The sequence below is a fragment of the Corallococcus caeni genome, from assembly GCF_036245865.1.
Lineage (GTDB): Bacteria > Myxococcota > Myxococcia > Myxococcales > Myxococcaceae > Corallococcus > Corallococcus caeni.
In genome coordinates this window covers 283,077-302,004 of sequence record NZ_BTTW01000004.1, presented here as the reverse complement: position 1 = coordinate 302,004, position 18,928 = coordinate 283,077, and the positions used below count along the sequence as shown (strand labels likewise).

12 protein-coding genes are annotated in these 18,928 nt (G+C 71.6%); 5 read left to right on the top strand and 7 right to left on the bottom strand.

Annotated elements, in window-relative coordinates; genetic code table 11:
* Nucleotides 1-45: 45 nt before the first annotated feature.
* The 4 genes from AABA78_RS19455 to AABA78_RS19440 are packed head-to-tail and all read right to left on the bottom strand — an operon-like array spanning nucleotide 46 to nucleotide 3,792.
* A complete protein-coding gene (locus AABA78_RS19455) occupies nucleotides 46-666 on the bottom strand; it encodes a carboxypeptidase regulatory-like domain-containing protein (protein ID WP_338264585.1) in 621 nt (206 codons plus the stop codon).
* A complete protein-coding gene (locus AABA78_RS19450) occupies nucleotides 666-2,351 on the bottom strand; it encodes a caspase family protein (RefSeq protein ID WP_338264583.1) in 1,686 nt (561 codons plus the stop codon). Before AABA78_RS19450 ends, AABA78_RS19455 begins: the two co-directional genes overlap by 1 nt.
* Nucleotides 2,338-3,135, bottom strand: coding sequence for a hypothetical protein (locus AABA78_RS19445; RefSeq protein ID WP_338264581.1), 798 nt, complete (start codon nucleotides 3,133-3,135; stop codon nucleotides 2,338-2,340). The genes AABA78_RS19450 and AABA78_RS19445 overlap by 14 nt, the downstream gene beginning before the upstream one ends.
* A 3-nt stretch (nucleotides 3,136-3,138) precedes the next feature.
* Nucleotides 3,139-3,792 (bottom strand): RNA polymerase sigma factor, encoded by a 654-nt coding sequence (locus AABA78_RS19440; RefSeq protein WP_338264579.1) that lies wholly within the window; start codon nucleotides 3,790-3,792, stop codon nucleotides 3,139-3,141.
* Nucleotides 3,793-4,021: 229 nt separating this feature from the next.
* Here AABA78_RS19440 and AABA78_RS19435 point away from each other — a divergent pair, with 229 nt between their 5' ends.
* Nucleotides 4,022-4,792, top strand: coding sequence for a hypothetical protein (locus AABA78_RS19435; protein WP_338264577.1), 771 nt, complete (start codon nucleotides 4,022-4,024; stop codon nucleotides 4,790-4,792).
* Nucleotides 4,793-4,813: 21 nt separating this feature from the next.
* Here AABA78_RS19435 and uvrA read toward each other — a convergent pair whose 3' ends face one another.
* A complete protein-coding gene (gene uvrA, locus AABA78_RS19430) occupies nucleotides 4,814-7,357 on the bottom strand; it encodes an excinuclease ABC subunit UvrA (RefSeq protein ID WP_338264575.1) in 2,544 nt (847 codons plus the stop codon).
* Between the two features lie 383 nt (nucleotides 7,358-7,740).
* Here uvrA and AABA78_RS19425 point away from each other — a divergent pair, with 383 nt between their 5' ends.
* On the top strand, nucleotides 7,741-8,505 hold the full coding sequence (locus tag AABA78_RS19425; RefSeq protein WP_338264573.1) for a tetratricopeptide repeat protein: 765 nt from the start codon (nucleotides 7,741-7,743) through the stop codon (nucleotides 8,503-8,505).
* Here AABA78_RS19425 and AABA78_RS19420 read toward each other — a convergent pair.
* Together AABA78_RS19420 and AABA78_RS19415 are read right to left on the bottom strand one after the other, a co-directional pair.
* A complete protein-coding gene (locus AABA78_RS19420; protein WP_338264572.1) occupies nucleotides 8,487-9,617 on the bottom strand; it encodes a serine hydrolase domain-containing protein in 1,131 nt (376 codons plus the stop codon). The two genes, AABA78_RS19425 and AABA78_RS19420, sit on opposite strands and share 19 nt — an antisense overlap.
* Nucleotides 9,618-9,685: 68 nt before the next feature.
* A complete protein-coding gene (locus AABA78_RS19415) occupies nucleotides 9,686-10,114 on the bottom strand; it encodes a YciI family protein (protein WP_338264570.1) in 429 nt (142 codons plus the stop codon).
* 160 nt (nucleotides 10,115-10,274) lie between these two features.
* Here AABA78_RS19415 and AABA78_RS19410 point away from each other — a divergent pair, with 160 nt between their 5' ends.
* From AABA78_RS19410 to AABA78_RS19400, 3 genes are all read left to right on the top strand, one after another.
* Nucleotides 10,275-10,814 carry a hypothetical protein gene (locus AABA78_RS19410; RefSeq protein WP_338264568.1) on the top strand — a complete coding sequence of 180 codons (540 nt, stop codon included), beginning with the start codon at nucleotides 10,275-10,277 and terminating at the stop codon, nucleotides 10,812-10,814.
* A 91-nt stretch (nucleotides 10,815-10,905) separates the two neighbouring features.
* Complete coding sequence (locus AABA78_RS19405) at nucleotides 10,906-12,408, top strand: SDR family oxidoreductase (protein WP_338264567.1); 1,503 nt, start codon at nucleotides 10,906-10,908, stop codon at nucleotides 12,406-12,408.
* A 27-nt stretch (nucleotides 12,409-12,435) separates the two neighbouring features.
* Complete coding sequence (locus AABA78_RS19400; RefSeq protein ID WP_338264565.1) at nucleotides 12,436-18,906, top strand: SDR family NAD(P)-dependent oxidoreductase; 6,471 nt, start codon at nucleotides 12,436-12,438, stop codon at nucleotides 18,904-18,906.
* The last annotated feature ends 22 nt before the right edge of the window (nucleotides 18,907-18,928 follow it).

Sequence of the window (18,928 nt, the reverse complement as noted above, 5' to 3'; positions counted from 1 at the left end):
GGTCACGCTTGCATGCATGGCCTGGCACCGCCAATGCCGCTGCCTTCAGCCGCCGTCACGGCCGCCGTGGTCGTCGCCTCCGTCGTCGTCACCACCGCCGTCATCCGTGGGCAGCGTGATGGCTCGCACCTGCTCCTCCCCTTCGCGGACGCAGAGCTCCTCTTCCACGTCCTCCAGGTCGTCGGCCTTCACCTCCAGCTCGTAGCAGCCCGTGGGCAGCGGCCCCAGGCGCGCTTCGCCGACTCCGGCGGGGAGCTTGATGCGGTCCAGCCCCGTGTCCTTCAGCTCCACCTCCACGCCGGATGGAATGCCGCCGTCTTCGGCCGTCACCCTCACCGTGAGGAAGGCCCCGGGCGAAGAGGCGATGTCGCCCACGTCGGTGACCTGGGCGCCCTGGGCAACCACGGACTTCCTCGCCGCGCGCGTCCTCGACGCGACCACGAACAGCTCCAGCGACGTCGCGGGCACTCCGTCCAACTGGAAGCTCCCGTCCGCGGACACCGACGCGCGCAGGTCGGAGCGGCCCATCACGCTCACGCGCGCCACGTCCGCCTCCACGCCGAGGATGCGCCCCTTCACCGTGCCCGTCCGCAGGTCTCCGTTGACGAAGCCGCCACAGCCGGCCATTGCCAGCAACAGGCCCCATCCACATGCCTTGGCTCGCATCAGAAGCGGTACCCTCCGGCCAGCATCAGGCCTCCAAAGCCCACCGTGCGCGTCTGTCCATCCACCGGGACATAGGCCCACAGCAACTGCGTGCGCGCTTCCACGACCCAGACCGGAGTGAAGCGGAACGACACCGCGGCCATCCAGCCCGGCCAGGCCGTGACGTAACGCTCGTCCCGGTCCAGCAGCTCCAACTGGAAGGAGCGTTGCAGCCACAACCCGGCCACTCGCGGTCCCGTTGAAAAGTTCAGCCGGCCCCACGTCCACGTCGGCCCCAGCGCCACACCCAGCAGCAACGTACGGTGCCGCACCGGCACGACGCCGCCCGGATCCAAGCGCAGCGACTGACTCCCCTGCCCCGCCGCCACGTCCACCCAGAGGTCCAGCCTCCCGTCCAGGAGCACGCCCTCCCAGCCCAGCCCCACGCCCGCCAGCGCCGCCGCGGGCAGCACCTGCTCCCGGCTGCGCCCATCCAGGAACCCGAGCATCCCCGCGCCCAACGTCACCGTGCGCTTGGGCCCGTCCACCATGGGACGCAGGAACGCTTCCAGCTCCCGCCGCTCGCCGGAGCGCAGCGCCACGGTGTCCTCCCACAGCACCTGCCCGCCCTTGCGCAGCTCCAGGCGCCTGCGGCCCTCCGGCACCACCACGCCACCGGGCAGCTCTCCCGCTTCCTGGCCGTCCACCTTGAGCGTGAAGCCCTCCAGCCTCGCGCTGTAGGAGAAGACCTCCGGCTGCCCGGGCCGCTCCAGCGTGCCGGACAGCAGCACCGGATCCGCGCCCACTTCGAGAATCTGCGCGCTCGGACGCTGGCGTCCTTCCGTATAGGCCCAGGTGTTGCGGCGGGCCCAGTCGTGCGCCTCCGTCGCGCTCACTGCTCCATCGCGGTTGCGGTCGCCGCGGCCGTCGAGCGCCTGGATGAGGAAGTGCGTGTAGATGTCGTTGGCCAGCGCGTCGTCCTCGCGCGCCGCTTCGCCCCAGTCGCTGGCGGACAGCACCAGCGAGGCGCGGCTCGCGGCCTCCAGGGGCTGCGGCAGGAAGGAGGCCTTGAGGTGCGAGAGTTCGTCGCGCACCTCCGGGGGCAGCAGCGACTTGCCCGTGCCGCTGTGACAGGTGGCCAGCACCAGCACGCGCCGCCGCGACCCCAGCCGCTCCAGGGCCTGCTCCAGCGTGGCCATCTCCAGGCCCGTGCCGGCCACGTCCCGGTAGCGGGTGTCCGACGTCACCAGGTACCGCTGCAACTCACCTCGCGCGTCCCGCGCCAGCGAGCCGTGCCCGGACACGTAGACGACCACCGTGTCCTGGGGCCGCCACGGCCGGGCCTCCAGCGCCTGGAGCGCGGCGAGCACGGACGTGCGCGTCGTCTGCTCGGGCCGCGTGAGCACCGTCACGGAGCGGAAGCCTCCTCGCGCCGGATCCGCCAGCACCCGGCCCAGGTCGTCCGCGTCCTTCGCCGCGTAGCGCAGCCCGTTCCAGGATGGATCCGCGTACGCGGAGATGCCGATGAGCAGCGCGTGCCGTTCGCCCTCCTGCGCCGTGGCCAGCACGCCGTCGTCCAGGCGCACCCGCACCGCGCGGCCCTTCTCCCGCGACTCCACGGAGGCGCACGCGCCGAGCGTCACCAGCGCCAGTACCAGGGGGATGGACAACAGGCGGGACACGCGCGGCTCCTCAGGGAGCAGCATGCCCCGACTCCACCTTCAAGCGAAGGCGGGCCTGGGCCGCGTCGGAGGGCACCTGTCCACTGACACGCGCTGCCTCCAGCGCCGCGGCTCCCTGCCCGTCTTGCGGCCAGGCGACCAGCACCAGCGTCACAGGCCCCTGTTCGTCGTCCAGGGACACGCCCGCCAGGTCCTCGCCGTCCCGCAGGTCATGCGTGCCCGGCGTCAACACATGGCGGCCCAACACCTGCGGCGGCAGGCCGGGAGCTTCGCGCACCAGCAGCGCGTCCGCGGACTCACTGGCGTGGTAGCGCAGGAGCACCACCGCTTCGGGCGGAAGCACCGCGTCCGCGGCCACCGCTCGCACGGTTCCGTCCGGCATCCGTGCCGCGGCCGTCAGCTCCAGCGACAGGGGCGCGGCGCCCTTGATGCGCTGCGAGGGCGATTCCACACGGCCCGGTCCTCCGGTCCCCGGGCGCACCAGGAGGGCCAGGACGACGGCGGCGGCCATGGCCCCCAAGCCTCCCGTCACCCACGCCCGACGGGGCGCCCCCAGCTTCCGGCGCACCCGCGCCCAGCCGACCGCGTCCTCGCGAATGGGGCGGCCCGCGGCCTCGACGAGTGCTTCGTCCGCCAGCGCATCCAGACCGGGGAGTTCACCCGGCTCCGCTTCGTCGCGGACGAGGAACGCTTCGCACGCCTCACAGGGACGCGAGAGGTGCTCGGCGAAGTAGCGCACCGCTTCGGGCTCGCGCTGCTCGAGCCGCTTCGCGGACTCCACATCCAGATGTCTGTCGCTCCCGCTCATGGCTCACCCCACCTCCGCGGCCAGCAGCCGCGCCAGCAGCTCGCGCTTCACCCGGGCGCGGAAGCGCTCCAGGCGCATCGTCACCGCGCTCTTGCCCAGGCCCAGCCGTTCCGCGATCTCCCGCGCGCTCAATTCGCCCTCCAGATAGAAGAGGCGGGCCGTGTCCTTCTCCGGGCCTTCGGGCAGCCCTTCAATGAGGGCGCGCACCACCGCGACCCGGCGCTCCAGCGTGAGCGAGGGCGGCAGCGCGGGCACGGCGGTGTCCGCCTCGCGCGCCAGGTCTTCCTCCACGCGGGCCCGGGCCTTCGCCCCACGGCTGAGCGCATAGGCGTGGTGCCGGGCGATGGTCAGCAGCCAGCCGCTGAACGCGCGCGGGTGCTGGAGCCGGGGCAGTTCGCGGAAGGCCCGCACGAACGTCTCCTGCAACACGTCCTCCACCTCCGCGGCCTCCAGGGTCCCGGAGCCCTGGGCCACGCGGCGCACCGCTCCGTGGAAGCGCTGGTAGAGCTGGCCACACGCGGCCTGTTCACCGCGGGCCGCCCGGCGGATGCAGTCCGCCATCTCCTGCTCCGTCACGCCCCGGCCCTCCCCGCGCACGCGGTCCTCGCGTCGCGGTGACGCCCCCAGGGGCAGGCCGATCCAGGTGTGAAGGTGCAAGCCATGACCTCCATCCACTACTCCGTCCGGAGGGAAGGAGTCACGGGGGGTACTTCCGGCCACGCTCCCCTGTCCGTTGGGGGCGCGGAGCTACCGGGAGTGCGTATCCCACCCTGGAGCGACGCGTGGAAAATCCCCCCTGTGGCCGTTTCTGGCGGCCGTGCTCCTTCTTTTCAACGGGAGGCGCCCCCCATCGCGGGCCGCCGCCCAGAACCAGGAGACACACGTCATGCGTTTCATCGGTCTGTTCGCCTCCGTCCTGTGCCTGTCCGCGTGTGGCAATGGTGCGTCCTCCGTGGGGTTGAGCACGCGCATGGGTTCCGCGGTGTCCGGCGCGGGCCTCCCCGGCCAGGCCGTGCAGCGGCTGGAGACCTCCAATGGCATCACCGTGGAGCGGGTGCGCCTGTCGGTGCGCGAGCTGGAGCTCAAGCGCGAGGGCCACCACGACGACGACGCCACGGAGGACGACGGCGGCACGAGCACGGATGATCACAGCGAGCAGAAGCAGCGCACGGGCGCCTTCCTCATCGACCTGTCGGGCACGGCGCTGGAGGGTCAGGTCGTCCGCCTGCGCGACGTGACGGTGGAGCCGGGCCTCTACGATGAGATCGAGTTCGACATCGGCAAGGTGTCCGCCACCGAGGCGGGCGACAACGCGGCGCTGAAGGAGCTGGCGGACCTGGGGGCCTCGGTCGTCATCGACGGCCACATCGACGGCGCGCCCTTCCAGTTCGTGTCCAGCCTCCGCGTGGAGCAGGAGCGCGAGGCGGACTTCGAGGTCACCGCGGGCGACGACCAGAACGTCACCATCAACATCGACCCCAGCACCTGGTTCACCGGCGAGGGCGGCACGCGGCTGGATCCGCGTGACGAGCACAACCGCTCGCAGCTGGAGAACAACCTGCACAAGTCCATTGACGCCTTCGACGACCACGACCGCAACGGCGGCGAGGACCACGACGACGACAACGGCAGCCACCACGATGGCAAGGACGACTGAGCCCGCCGTCCCGGCCCTGCGTCACTTGAGCACCCGCGCCAGGTACGGCGCGGTGCGGCTCTCCTTCACCTTCGCCACCTGCTCCGGCGTGCCCTGCGCCACCACGCGGCCCCCGGCGTTCCCCGCGCCGGGCCCTACGTCGATGACATGGTCGCTGGCGGCAATGACGCGCAGGTCGTGCTCCACGACGATGACCGTGTTGCCCGCGTCCACCAGTCCCTCCAGCTGCGCCATCAGCTTGTCCACGTCCGCCGGGTGCAGGCCGGTGGTGGGCTCGTCCAGCACGTAGAGCGTGTCGCCGTGCTGGGTGCGCTGGAGCTCCGTGGCCAGCTTGATGCGCTGGGCCTCGCCGCCGGACAGCTCCGTCGCGGGCTGGCCCAGGCGCAGGTAGCCCAGGCCCACGTCGCGCAGCACCTTGAGGGCGCGCTGGAGGGGCGGCTCGGCGGTGAAGAAGTCGAAGGCGCCGTCCACCGTCAGGCCCAGCACCTCCGCGATGTTCTTCTCCCGGTAGCGCACCTCCAGCGTCTTCGCGTTGTAGCGGGTGCCGTGGCACGTGGGGCACGGCGCGTACACGCTGGGCAGGAAGAGCAACTCCACGCTCACGAAGCCCTCGCCCTCGCACGTGTCGCAGCGGCCTCCCGCCGTGTTGAAGGAGAAGCGCCCCGCGCCGTACTTGCGCGACTTCGCCAGCGGGGTCGCCGCGAACAGCTTGCGCACGTGGTCGAAGAGGCCCGTGTACGTCGCCAGGTTGGAGCGCGGCGTGCGGCCGATGGGCTTCTGGTCCACCGTCACCAGCCGGCGGATGGCCTCCATCCCTTCCTTTATATGTCCCTCGCTCGCAACCACCGGCTCGCGGTCCAGCGGCTCGCCCTCCTCCTCTTCCGGCGTCAGCGTCTGGCCCAGCCTCGCCGCCACCAGCTCCACCAGCGCCTGGCTCACGAGGCTGGACTTGCCGGAGCCGGACACGCCCGTCACCGTGGTGAAGACGCCCAGCGGGAAGTCCACGTCCAGCCCGCGCAGGTTGTTGCGCTTCACGCCCTCCAGCCGCAGCCGCCCCGTGGCCTTCCGGGGGGAGCGGCGGCGCAGGGCCTCCTCCTCGAAGAGGTAGCGCCGCGTCCGGGATGCCTCCACCTTGGCCAGGCCCTCCGGCACTCCGCTGTAGAGCACGCGGCCGCCGTGCTCACCGGCGGCGGGCCCCACGTCGATGATCCAGTCCGCGTGGCGGATGACGTCCACCTCGTGCTCCACCACGAACAGCGAGTTGCCCGCCTCCTTCAGCCTGTCCAACGCCGTGAGCAGCGCCTCCGTGTCCGCGGGGTGCAGGCCGGCGGACGGTTCATCCATCACGTACACCACGCCGAAGAGGTTGGAGCGCACCTGCGTGGCCAGCCGCAGCCGCTGCAATTCTCCGGGTGACAGCGTGGGCGTGCTGCGCTCCAGGGACAGGTAGCCCAGGCCCAGGTCCGTCAGCACCTGGATGCGCGCGAGCAGGTCCTTCGTGATGCGCTGGGCAACGATGACCTTCTCGGGGTGCTCGCGGGCCATCGCCTCCGCGTCCTTCCCCTTCCCTTCCGCCGTGGGCTTGATCAGCTCCGCGACCTGCTCCAGCGGCATACGGGACAATTCGCCGATGTCGCGGCCCGCGAACTTCACCGACAGGGACTCGCGCTTCAGGCGCTTGCCTTCACACAGGTCGCAGTCGCTGGCGACCATGTACCGGGCGACGCGCTTCTTCATCATCGCGCTCTGGGTCGTCGCGAAGGTGGTCATCACGTAGCGCTTCGCGCCCGTGAAGGTGCCCATGTAGCTGGGCGTCTCCTTGCGAGCCATGGCCCGCTTCACCTCCGCGGAGGTGAAGCCCGCGTAGACGGGGACGGTGGGCTGCTCGTCGGTGAAGAGGATCCACTGGCGGTCCTTCTTCGGCAGGTCGCGCCAGGGCTTGTCGATGTCGTAGCCGAGCGTCACCAGGATGTCGCGCAGGTTCTGGCCGTGCCACGCGGGCGGCCACGCGGCGACGGCGCGCTCGCGAATGCTCAGGCGGTCATCGGGCACCATCGAGCGCTCGGTCACCTCGAACACGCGGCCGATGCCGTGGCACTTCGGACACGCGCCCGCGGGCGTGTTCGGGGAGAACGCGTCCGAGTCCAGCCGCTCCAGCTTCGGCGGGTACGCGCCCGCGCGCGAGTACAGCATGCGCACGGAGTTGGACAGCGTCGTCACGCTGCCCACCGACGAGCGCGACGTGGGCGCGCCCCGGTGCTGCTGGAGCGCCACCGCCGGGGGCAGCCCGTCGATGGCGTCCACCTCCGGCACGCCCACCTGATCAATCAGGCGCCGGGCGTACGGGGCCACGGATTCGAAGTAGCGGCGCTGCGCCTCCGCGTAGAGCGTCCCGAACGCCAGCGACGACTTGCCGGAGCCCGACACGCCGGTGAAGACCACCAGCGCGTCGCGCGGGATGTCCACGTCCACGTGCTTCAGGTTGTGTTCCCGGGCGCCCCGGACGCGGACGAAGCCGGAGGGGTCGGGGGTCTTGCCGGTACGCGGTGCTTTGGGAGGTGCCATGCCAGGGCGGAAGTTGCCCACTGCCGCGGGCCCGGTCATCCGTGACACGGAGTGCGAGTCAGGATTTGATGGCGCGCATGCCTTCATCGTTCGGCAGAGGACAGCCCGGCCCGCTTCGCCGCTTCACCGTGCTCACGGTCTGTGCGCTCGCAGGCTGGCTTGCTGCCTGCTCAAGTCCGAGCACCTCCCCGCCGGCACCCACGTCTCCCGCTCCCACGGCACCGGCACCTGCCGCCCCGACCTGCAGGGACGACCCCTCGGCATGCTTCGAGGAGGCCCGGAAGGCGGAGCTGGATACCAGCCCCCAGAAGAGCTTCACCCGCCCGGCCGAACTGTACGCGCGCGCCTGCAACAAGGGACACCACGCGGAGGCGTGCTTCCGCGTGGCGACGCTTTCAGCGGAGGTGGGCGGAAAGCTCCACGACAGCCGACGGGCCCGGGAGTTTGGCAAGAAAGGCTGCGAGCTCTCCCACGCCCCCAGCTGCGCCCTGGTCGCGACGCTCTATTTCGAAGGCACCGGCGCCGACAAGAACGACGAGCGCGCGGCGGAGTTCGCCCAGAAGGCCTGCGATGGCGGCAGCGCCTCCGGCTGCGCCACCCTGGGCGTCCTGAAGCTCGGGGGCCACGGGGAGGGGCCGGAAGTGACCGCCGGCGTGAAGCTGCTCGAACGCGCCTGCACGGAAGGGGCGGCCGCCGGTTGCTTCGAGCTCTCCGGCCTCTACGCCCTGGGCCGTGGCGTGAAGCAGGACGACCAGCGCGCCCACCTCCTGAAGCAGCAGGGGTGTGATGGGGGCCACGGCCGGGCCTGCTTCGAGCTGGGCATGGCCTACGACGGAGCCTCCCACGTCGTGAAGCACGACAAGTCGAAGGCGGCCGCGCTGTTCGAGAAGTCCTGCGCGCTCAAGCTGCCGGAAGGATGCCTCACCCTCGCGGAGATGCTCCTGGACGGCGTCGGGATCCAGGCCGACGCTCCCCGGGCCGCCACGCTGCTCGGCCCCCTCTGTGACTCGGGAGACGCCGGGTCCTGCGGCAGGCTTGGCGACCTGTATGAGAAGGGCCGTGGGGTGGAGCGGGACGTGGAACGCGCCAGGGCGTTGAAACAGAAGGCCTGCGAAGGGAGAAGCCTGGACTACTGCGCGCGCCGGTAGCCGCTCGCCCCCGGCCGCTCCAGCCCGAGCGCCGCCGGCAGCACGTACCGTCCAAACAGGACCAGGGGCAGGGCGGAGCCGGCCTCATCATTATAGTGGCTGGCGGTGAAGGCCGCGGTGAGGCCCAGCGAGGGCGCGACGAAGACGTACTGGCCCCCGTTGCCCCGCGCGAAGGACACCTCCACCGGGTTGCCGTTGATGACGAAGCGGGTGCTCCACCACAGGAGCCCGTAGCCGGCGTCGCCCAGCGGCCCCAGCGCCTTGCCGGACTCCGTCACCCACGCCTCGGAGACCCGGCGCTCGCCCTGCCACGCCCCGCCGTCGACCATCAGCTGCCCCACCTTGAGGAAGTCGCGCGGACGCAGGCGCAGGTGGCCGCCCGTGTCGGTGCCCTTCCTACCCGCGGGCTGCCAGGTGAAGTCCTGGACCTTCATGGGCGCGAAGAGCCACTCGCGCGACAGGTCCGCGATGGTCCGGCCGCTGACGTGCTCCAGCACCGCGCCCAGCAGCACCACGCCGCCCGTGCAGTAGCGCGTCACGGTGCCGGGTTCGTCCCGCATGGGGACGTCCACAATGAAGCGGGCCCAGTCGTCCGTGTCGTACATCCGCTCCTCGTTCCCGGGCGACTCCGGGTCCCAGTCGTCGCACGAGAGCCCCGAACGCATCTGGAGCAGGTGGCGCACCGTGATGCGCTCCTTGCGCGGATCCGGGTTCCGGACCGGGGCCAGGTGCGGCAAGAGCGGCAGCACGGGCGCGTCCAGGTCCGGCAGCACGCCGCGCTCGTGCGCCATGCCCACCAGCAGCGACGTGACGCTCTTCGTGGCGGACCGCAGGTCGTGCGCGTCTTCCCGCGTGAAGCCGTTCCAGTAACGCTCGTAGAGGAGCTGGCCGCCGCGCGCGACGAGCACCGCGTCCGGAGTCTCCAAGGTGCCCTCGGACACGTCGTGCTCCAGCGCGTCGAACCAGGGACGCTGGACGCCCGCGTCCTCGAACGAGGCCACGGCCCAGCCGTCGTCGAGCCGGTCCGGCGGCGAGCCCGGTCCCGTGGGCAGCCGCTTCCCTCCGCACGCCGCGAGACACACCACCAGCAACAGCGCCATCCGCTGGAACATCGCTTCACCCGCCTTCGCACCGGCCCTGGAAGCGCGGCAGCGTATGTCACGCGAAGACGGCACGGCGACTAACGGTTCTTCGCGGCCAGCTCGCGCATGCGCTCCTCCTGTGCGCGCAGCTCGGGCGTGAACTCGGCGCCGAAGTCCTCGGCCTCGAAGATCTGCCGCAGCTCCAGCTCCACGTTGCCGCCCGCGTCCAGGGACGGCCAGCGCTTGAGCCACTCCAGGGCCTCTTCCCTCGACTTCACCTGGATGATGCTGAAGCCGGCGATGAGCTCCTTCGTCTCCGTGAAGGGACCGTCGATGATGGTTGGCTTGCCGTTCGTGAACTTCACGCGTGCGCCCTTGCTGGTGGGCTGGAGCCCCTCGCCCTGGAGCATCACGCCGGCCTTCACCATCTCCTCGTTGTAGGCGGTCATGGCGGCCAGCAGTTTCTCGTCTGGGAGGACGCCCGCCTCCGTGTCCTTGTCCGCCCTGCGGATGATCATGAATCGCATGGTCGTGTCTCCTGGTGGCTGCCTTCCCCCAGGCAACGAATGGGGCCGGGGAAAATCGACACGGCCTTTTTATTTTCCGCCGCGCCTTCCAAGTCCTCGCAATGACGGGACTTTCCAGGGGCCCATCGCGGGTGTGACAGTCCCGGGCATGCGCGTGGGCATGACATCCGCCGGGCCCAGGCCCTTTCCGGGCAGCGGCCTGCTGCACCCCTGGGTGCTGGTGTCGGTGTTGCTGCTCGTCCTGAACGACCATGTGTTCAAGGCGCGCTGGCCGTCGTGGTGGACGGGGAAGCTCTCCGACGTCGCCGGGCTCGCGATGTTCCCGGTGCTCCTCCAGGCGCTGTGGGAGCAGGCGTCCCGCCTCCGTGCTCGGGAGTTCCGCCCGTCGTTCGCGGTGCTCGTGGGCGCGGTCGTGCTGACGGGGCTGTGCTTCGCCGCCACGAAGCTTTCACCCGACGCGGGGAATGCGTGGCGCTGGGCGCTGGGCGCGCTGCAGTGGCCCTTCTACGCGCTGCGGGCCTGGCTCGCGGGCGTGCGCATTCCTCCTGTCCGGCCCACGCAGCACACGGTGGACATCACGGATCTGCTCACGCTGCCCTCGCTTTTCATTCCCCTGTGGCTCGGGTGGCGGCGTGCTCGCGAGGCACGCGAACAGGACGCGCGTATTCCCGCGCGCGACGTGTCCTCCCCGCATCTATGATTGCTGCGTGCTGTGTTTGTCACGTCGCGTGACGTGTCAGACCCCACCTGCACATTGCGCCCCGCCAAGCATTGAACCGGCAGGGGCCATCATGTCCGCACATTCATCGCAGCAGAGCGTCACCGCGTCGTCGACCATCCTCGAGCAGGTGCGTCAGTGCGCCGCGTCCGTCACCCGCTATCCGCTCGACATCCTGACGGAGCACGCGCAGCTCGAGGATGAACTGGGCATCGACTCCGTGAAGCTCGCGGAGATCGCGGCCGTCATCGCGCGCGAGTTCCACCTGCCGCCGGACCGGCTGCCGCGCAACGGGAAGGCGCGCACGCTCGGCGCCATCGCGGAGGCGGTGACGGAGGCGCTGGGCACGGCACCGAAGCCGTCGCTCCACGTCGCGCCCGCGCAGCCGCAGGTGACGCCTGTCGCATCCGTGCAGCTGCAGGTGGCGCCCGTCGCTTCCGTGCCCGCTGTCGTGGAAGCGAAGGCGGGCCCTGGCGCCGCGGACCTCCTGCCGCGCGTGCGCGCCGTGTTCGCGCGCGTGACGCGCTATCCGGAAGACCTGCTCACGCCGCACGCGGACCTGGAGGACGAGCTGGGCATCGACTCCGTGAAGCAGGCGGAGGTGATGGCCGTGCTCATGAAGGAACTGGGCCTGGGTGACGCTCCGAAGCCCTCGCAGCGCCTGCGCACGATGGCCGCCATCGCCGACGCGGCCCGCGCGCTGTTGCCGTCCACTCCGTCCACGTCGGCCGTTCCGGAGGTCAAGCCTCGCGCCCCCGTCCACGCCGCGCCGGTCCCGTCGCGCACGGAGCCGACCTTCGCGGGGAAGGTCGCGCTCGTCACGGGTTCGGGGAAGGGCATTGGCCGCGTCATCGCGACGCGGCTGGCGCGCGCGGGGGCGACGGTGGTCGTCAACTCGTTCCACTCCCGCGAGGACGGGGAGAAGACGGCGCGGGACATCGTGGACGCGGGCGGCAAGGCGCTCCACCTGTGGGGCTCCGTCGCGCAGGAGGAGCACCTGGAGCGGATGTTCTCCGCGATCCGCGAGCAGTTGGGCGGGCTCGACCTGCTCGTGTGCAATGCGTCCAACGGGCTCATCGGTCCGTTCGACCGCATCGCGCCCCGGGACTGGGACAAGGCGTTCCGCACCTGCATCACCGGCACGTATGAGTGCGCGATGCGCGCCCGTCCGCTGATGGCCGCGCGCGGGGGCGGGAGCATCGTCACCATGTCCACGTCCATGTCCCAGCGGTACATGCACGACCTGGGTTGCCAGGGCGTGGTGAAGGCGGGCGTGGAGTCGCTCACGCGCTACCTGGCCGCGGAGCTGGCGCCGGAGGGCATCCGCACCAACTGCGTGTCCGCGGGGCCCGTGCACGGGGACCTGCTGGGCATGTTCCCGGACGCACCCGAGCGCGTCGCGCGCTGGGAGTCCGCCACGCCCGGTGGACGGCTGTGCACCGCGGACGACGTCGCGGACGTGACCGAGCTGCTGCTGGGGCCGAAGACCCAGCGCGTGAATGGCGCCATCTGGGTGGTGGACGCCGGCCTCTCCGGGACCGTGGACGGCCTGCTGCCGGCCGCTCGCGCGTCCTGATCCGTTCCTCTTTCCGGAGCCACCACCATGGACTTCTTCGCCGTCCCGTACGACATCCACTTCGATGACACGATGGCCTACGGGAGCCATCACTTCCTCACCAACTTCAAGTTCCAGTGCGCCGGCCGGGAGCACCTGCTCTTCAGCCCGCACGCCTTCGAGGTGCCCGAGTTCCGGCGCGACTTCGACCAGGTGCTGCTGCTCACCTACGAGGGCTATTCGCGCAACCTCGCCCCGGCGGCGCTGGGGGACCGGCTGGTGGTGCTGACGTCGCTGGAGGAGCGGGGCGAGGTGTCCCTGCGCTTCTGCTTCCGCACGTTGAAGAGCGACGGCACGCCGGTGGCCTGCGGCTACCAGACCGTGCTCTGCGCGGACCGGCAGGGCGTGCTGCGCGCCTTCCCGGAGTCCTTCCAGCGAAGCTTCGAATCCCTGGCGGCCCTCCACGAGCCGGCGGGCGCGAAGAGCTTCCGCGACCTCGCCTTGCAGGGAGGCGCGGGCGTCCAGGCGCTGTTCCCGCAAGCCGTGCGTGAGCTGGCGAGGACCCTGCTGGCGGACACCGCTCCGCGCGGGGTCTCCCGCACGGTCCGCCTTCCCGAGCCGGGGCTCGCGTTGCCCACCAACGCCACGGCGTTCCTGTTCGCGGGACAGGGCACGTTCGAGCCGGCCCTCTTCCTCCAGTTGAAGGCGCTCCAGCCGGAGCTGCGGGAGGAGCTGGGGGCGGTGGCGGAGGCGTGCCGTTCCCAGGGCATCGACGTGGCGCCGCTGCTCGCGGCGGAGGACGTCGCCCAGGTGGGCCGGGCGCTGGACGCGTCGCCGCTGTTGGATCAGCTCGGCATCTTCCTGTCCGGAGTGCTGGGGGCGCGGTGGATGGAGCGGCAGGGCACGCGGCCGGACGTGTTCGTGGGGCACAGCTTCGGGGAGATCGCGGCGATGACCGCGGCCGGTGCGCTGGACCTGCGCACGGGCGCGGAGGTGGTGTGCCGCCGCATCCGGGCGCTCCAGACGGTGCGGGACGACCTGGGGACGCTCGCGGCGGTCGCGCTGTCGGAGCCTGAGACCGTGCGGGCCGTGGCGGAGAGTGGCGCGCGGAGCCTGGAGGTCGCGGGCCGCAATCACTCGCGGCAGACCGTGGTCGCGGGGCCTCGTGAGCAGTTGGAGCAGCTGCGCGCGTTCCTGGAACGGCACGGCAAGGGCTTCACCTTCATCTCCAGCCGGTACCCGTTCCACCACCCGAGCCTGGCGCCCGCGGTCGCCGCGTTCCGCGCGAGCCTCGCGGACCTCGACGTTCATCCGGCGCGGGGGCCCATCTATTCGCCCATCGAGCGGAAGGCGTACGGAGGTGGCCGGTCCGAGCTGGCGGGGGCGCTCGCGTCCCACCTGGTGCGTCCCTTCGACTTCCCGGGCGCGGTGGAGGCGCTGGTGGGCGCGGGCTGCACCCGGTTCGTTGACTGCGGCACGGCGGGACGGCTCACGCGCATCGTCCAGCGGATCCTCCCCTCGGACACGTCCGTGGCGCTGACGTCGCTGGACCGTGCGCTGCCCGTGACCCCGCCAGCCGCGTCGCCTGTTGTTCGGGACGCGGAGACCGTGGCTCCGGCCATCGCGGTGGTGTCCCTGGGCTGCATGCTTCCGGGTGGCGCGAAGGATCCGGAGACGTACTGGAGGAACATCCAGCGGGGCATCAGCGGCATCGTCGACACGGGCCTGAGCCACCCCGACCAGGTCGTGGACTTCATGGGTCCGGCGGTGACTCCGGACCGCACGTACACGCTGCTCACCGGGCGGGTCCTGGACACGGACCTCGTCCCGCCCCCGGGCATCCAGCCGGACCGCTTCCAGCGCTATGGGCGCGAGCAGCAACTGCTGGCGATCGCGCTCACCCAGGCGATGGAGTCCCTGCGGTCCAGGGCGCCGCGTGCGCCCGGACGGATCCAGTGTCTGCTCGGCTCCACCGCGGACGGCTCTCCCGAGTACGACGACGCGTTGTGCCTGGAGGCGGGCGAGGCCCTGCTGCGCGCACGAGGTGAGACGGCGCTGGAGTTCTCCGCGCTGATGCGTGAGGCGCTGGGGGTCAGCGCCACGTCCGCCGAGCTCGCGCCGCACCCCACGCTCCAGGCGGTGGTGACGGACGTGGTGGGTGCGGGCGTGTCCACAATGCTGCTGGATGCGGCCTGTGCTTCGTCGCTCTACGCCATCGCGTTGGGGATGAAGGCGCTGGAGCGCGACGAGGCCGACCTGGTGCTCGCGGGTGGAGTGTTCTCTCCGGGCCCGGGCAACAGCTGCCTGTTCTCGCAGTTCAAGGGGCTCTCCGCGACGGGGAGCCGGCCCTTCGATGAGCGCGCGGATGGCGTCATCTTCGGCGAGGGCGCTGGCGTGGTCGGCCTGATGCGCCTGGAGGACGCCGTGTCCAAGGGGCTGCGGGTCCACGCAGTCATCCGGGGCGCGGGGCTCTCCAGCGACGGGCGCAGCAGCTCCGCCAACGTCCCTCGCGCGGAGGGTCAGGTGGCCGCGATGGAGGCGTGCTACGCGGCGGCGGGCGTCGAGCCTTCGTCCATCCAGTACATCGAGGCGCACGGCACGGCCACGCCGGCCGGTGACACTACGGAGTTGCAGTCGATCGGCCGCGTCTTCGGCGGCAAGCGCAAGGGCCTCCAGCTCGCCAGCGTGAAGGCGCTGATCGGCCATGTCGGCTGGGCCGCGGGGGCGGCTTCGGTCATCAAGCTGTGCAAGGCCCTGGAGCACCGGAGCTTCCCGCCGCAGTCCCACTTCGATCGTCCGGGCGCGGGGCTGCGAGCGCTCGGGCCGGACTTCGAGGTGAGCACGCGGGAGCAGCCGTGGCCGGAGAATGGGATGGATCCCCGCCGGGCCGCCACGAATGGCTTCGGCTTTGGCGGCACGAACGCGCACCTGGTGCTGGAGGAGTACCGGGGCGGCACGGTCGCGCCGCGCGCTCGGGCCGTGCCCACGGCGGGTCACGAACTGGTGGTGGTGGCCGCGGAGGGGATGTTCCCGGAGGCGCGCTTCGACGCCCGGGGCCTGCGGCTGCCCGCGTCCGTGCGGCTGTTGCCGGACATCACCGAGGACATGGACCTCACGCAGCACCTGGGGCTCATCGTCGCGAGCGACGTGGTGAAGAAGCTCGGGGCCTTTGATTCGCTGAGGACGGGGACGGCCATCGTCCTGGGGCTGGAGGGAAAGACGCGCCGGGGCGTGGAGGCCACGCAGCGCGTGCTGGCGGACTCCACGCGGCGCAGGTTGCGCGAGCACGTCCAGAGATCGCCGGAGTCCGCACGACTCCTGCCGCTGGTGGACCGACTGCATGCGGCGGTGGGCGCGCTGCGGCCCTCCGGGCCCTACACGCTCCAGGGGATGATGCCCAACGTCACGCCGGGGCGGGTGGCGGGAGCACTGGACACCAAGGGGCCGAACTTCGTGGTGGACGCGGGGGCCCACACGCTGGCCGCGTCACTGCGGGCCTCGCGGGCCCTGCTGGACAGTGGGTTCGAGCTGGTGCTCGTGGGCAGCGCCCACGTGCGGCGCCCGGGAGAAGGCTCCACCGCGGCCATGCCTGAGGAGGGCATGGCGATGCTCGCGGTGACCACGGCCGAGAAGGCGGAAGCGCGGGGCTTGAAGCCGCTGTGCCACTTGCGGATGTCCGAAGAGGCGGGTTCCGGTCCGGGCGTCACGCTGCCGCCCCACTCCGCCCAGGAGGCCCAGGAAGTCCTCCGTGCGGTGCGCGCCGCCTCCGAGGGACTGGCGACCACGCTGCGCTTCCATCCGGAGGCCGCGACCGGCACACGGCTGGTGGTCCAGCTTCGTCCTGGCATCAGTGCCCAGCCGGGTGCACCGGCGGCGGCGCACCTCACGAACCTGTCCGACAGTCGGACAGGTTTGGAGAACCGCAAGCTCCCGCTGACGGTCCCCGTCGGCCCTGCCTCTGCGCCTGCCGTGGCCGGGGGGCTGCCCGTCCTGCCGAGCAATGGGAACTGGTCCGACAGTCGGACCAGTTTGGACGACCACGCCGGACAGGAGGCGGCCGACGGCTTCGACCACTCGGCCCCCATCCGCTACCACGCGCCGGTGCTCGTCGAGCGTCCGGCCCCGGTGACCGGACCGTCGGCGCTGCGCGGCCGGCGGGTGCTGTTCATCGCGCAGGACGAGTCCCTGGCCCGTGAGCTTGCGGCCCAGGCACATGAGGCCTGCGGTCCCGAGTTCCGCATCGTCCACGCGGGTGCCTCGGACGCTGCCTCGCGGATCCACGGCATCGACCTCACGCGGGAGGAGACCGCGGAGTCTGGGCTGGCGGCACTCGGCTTCGAGCCACAGGTCATCGTCTCGGTCTGCCGGATGGCCTTTGACGCCAGCGAGTCCTCCGTGGTCGCGGACACGGCCTTGCGTCACGAGGCGCTGGAGCTGCTCTTCCTGTCCGCCCGCCGTGCCTATGCGGGACTGACCGCGGGCACGGTGACGCTGGCGAGCCTGTGCATCGGCGGTATCGGTCCGCGCCGGACGCTGCACCCCGTCACGGGCCTCTTCGCGGGCCTGCTCAAGTCCCTGGGCCGTGAGGTTCCGGCGCACGGCATCCGGGCCATCGCCACGACCCCGCTCCCGCTCCTCACCGCGCTCGGCCACGTCGCCTCCGAGCTGGGCACAGGCGACGACACCGCTCCCGTCGAGGTCTGCTTCGACGGGTCCGTCCGCTGCGTCCGGCTGCTCCAACCCACGGAGGTCCCGGCACGGCCCGCAACGACGCTCGACTCCCGGTCGGTGGTCCTGCTCACGGGCGGTGGGCGTGGCGTGACCGCCGTCCTCGCCGGAGCTCTGCTCAAGCGGTACGGCTGCAAGGTCGTCCTCCTGGGCCGCAGCGACCCGTCCGACGCCCCCGAGCGCGTGCTCCAGGCGCGCGACGAGGAACTGGGCACCGTGGAGCGCGAGTTCTACGCCTCCGAGCTCGCTCGCGACCCCTCCGTGCGGATGCCCGCGCTGCGAGCGCGCTTCGAGCGCCACCTGGCCGTGCGCGAGCTGCGGGCCACGCTCGACGGACTCACGCGGCTTCCTGGGCAGATGACCTACCGGGCCGCGGACGTCACCCGTCCCGAGGAGGTGGACCGCGTCGTGGAAGCGCTGCTCCGCGAACACGGGCGGCTCGACCTGGTGGTCCACGGCGCCGGCACGCAGGTCTCCAAGAAGCTCCACCGCCGCCGACTCACGGAGCTGCGGAGCACGCTGGACACCAAGCTGCTGGGGCTGCGCAACCTCCGCGAAGCCTGCGCCCGCCGCCTCCCCGCCCCCGTTCCGTTCCACGTCCTGACCTCCGCGTTCAGCTACATCGGCAATGACGGACAGGCGGACTACGGGGCCGCGAACGAGGCGCTGGACCGGCTCTGCGCCTGGGTCAGCGACGCGCGCCAGGACGTGCAGTGGTGCAGCGTGGGCTGGCTCGCCTGGGACGGCATCGGCATGACGCGCGGCTCGGAGTACCGCGTCCTCGGGGCCAGCCGCCGGCTGCGCGGCATCCGCGCCGACGAGGGCGAAGCGCTCTTCCTCCAGCTGGTGGACGGCCAGCCCGTCCAACCCATCAACGTCCAGCTCACCGAGAGCGAGCGCGCCTTCTACGGCCTGGAGGTCCTCGCCCCGCCGCCGCCCACCCCGGAGCCGCCCCGTCCCTCGCGGAGGGAGCTCACGGTCAACGCCGCGAGCATCCCGTGCCTGGAGGACCACCTCGTCCGGGGCACGCCCACCCTGCCCGGCGCCTGGGCCCTGGACCTGATGTTCCAGGCGGCCCTGGACGACGCGCGTCCCGAGCTGCGCACCGTCACCATCGAGGACATCCGGTTCTCACGCTTCATCCGCGTGAAGCCAGGAGGACAGCAGTCCTTGCGCGCCGAGTGCACCCCGCTGACCGACGCCCCGGGCCGGCACAGCGTGCAGGTGAAGCTGACGGGCGACATCGTCCATGCCTCCGGCGTGGTGCTGGAGCGCGACCTCGTCTACGCCGAGGCCCGCTTCACGCTGACGGCGGAGCCGCCGCGAACCTCGCCTCAACTGGAGGCCGCCCGCGCTTCGGGCCATGGCGTGTCCGTGCACGACCCGCACTGCGCCACGGGCTCTCCCATCGAGCTGCGCAGGATGTTCGACTGCCTGGAGGAGATCCGCCTGGAGCAGGACGCCCGCTTCGCGCGGCTCGGACTGCCGGAGGTCTCCCAGCAAGCGGGCCACGGCGTGCCCGCGCTCGTGCTGGACGCGGCCCTGCGGTTGAGCGCGATGCACGTGGCGGGCGTGTCGAACGACGTGTTCGCCCCCGTCGGCGTCCAGCGGGCCACGTTCGACCGGGACCTGGTGTCGCATGACGCCCGAGCCCCCCGCCGCCTCACGCTGAAGGCGCTCGCCCCCCGCGTGGAGGGAGAGCTGCTCCAGTGCGGCACCGTGGCGGCGCATGACGAAGCGGGCCGGCTGCGGATGCTCGTCGAAGGCGGCATCGCCCGCCCCATGGCCTGAAACCCCTTTCCTGAACAGGCAC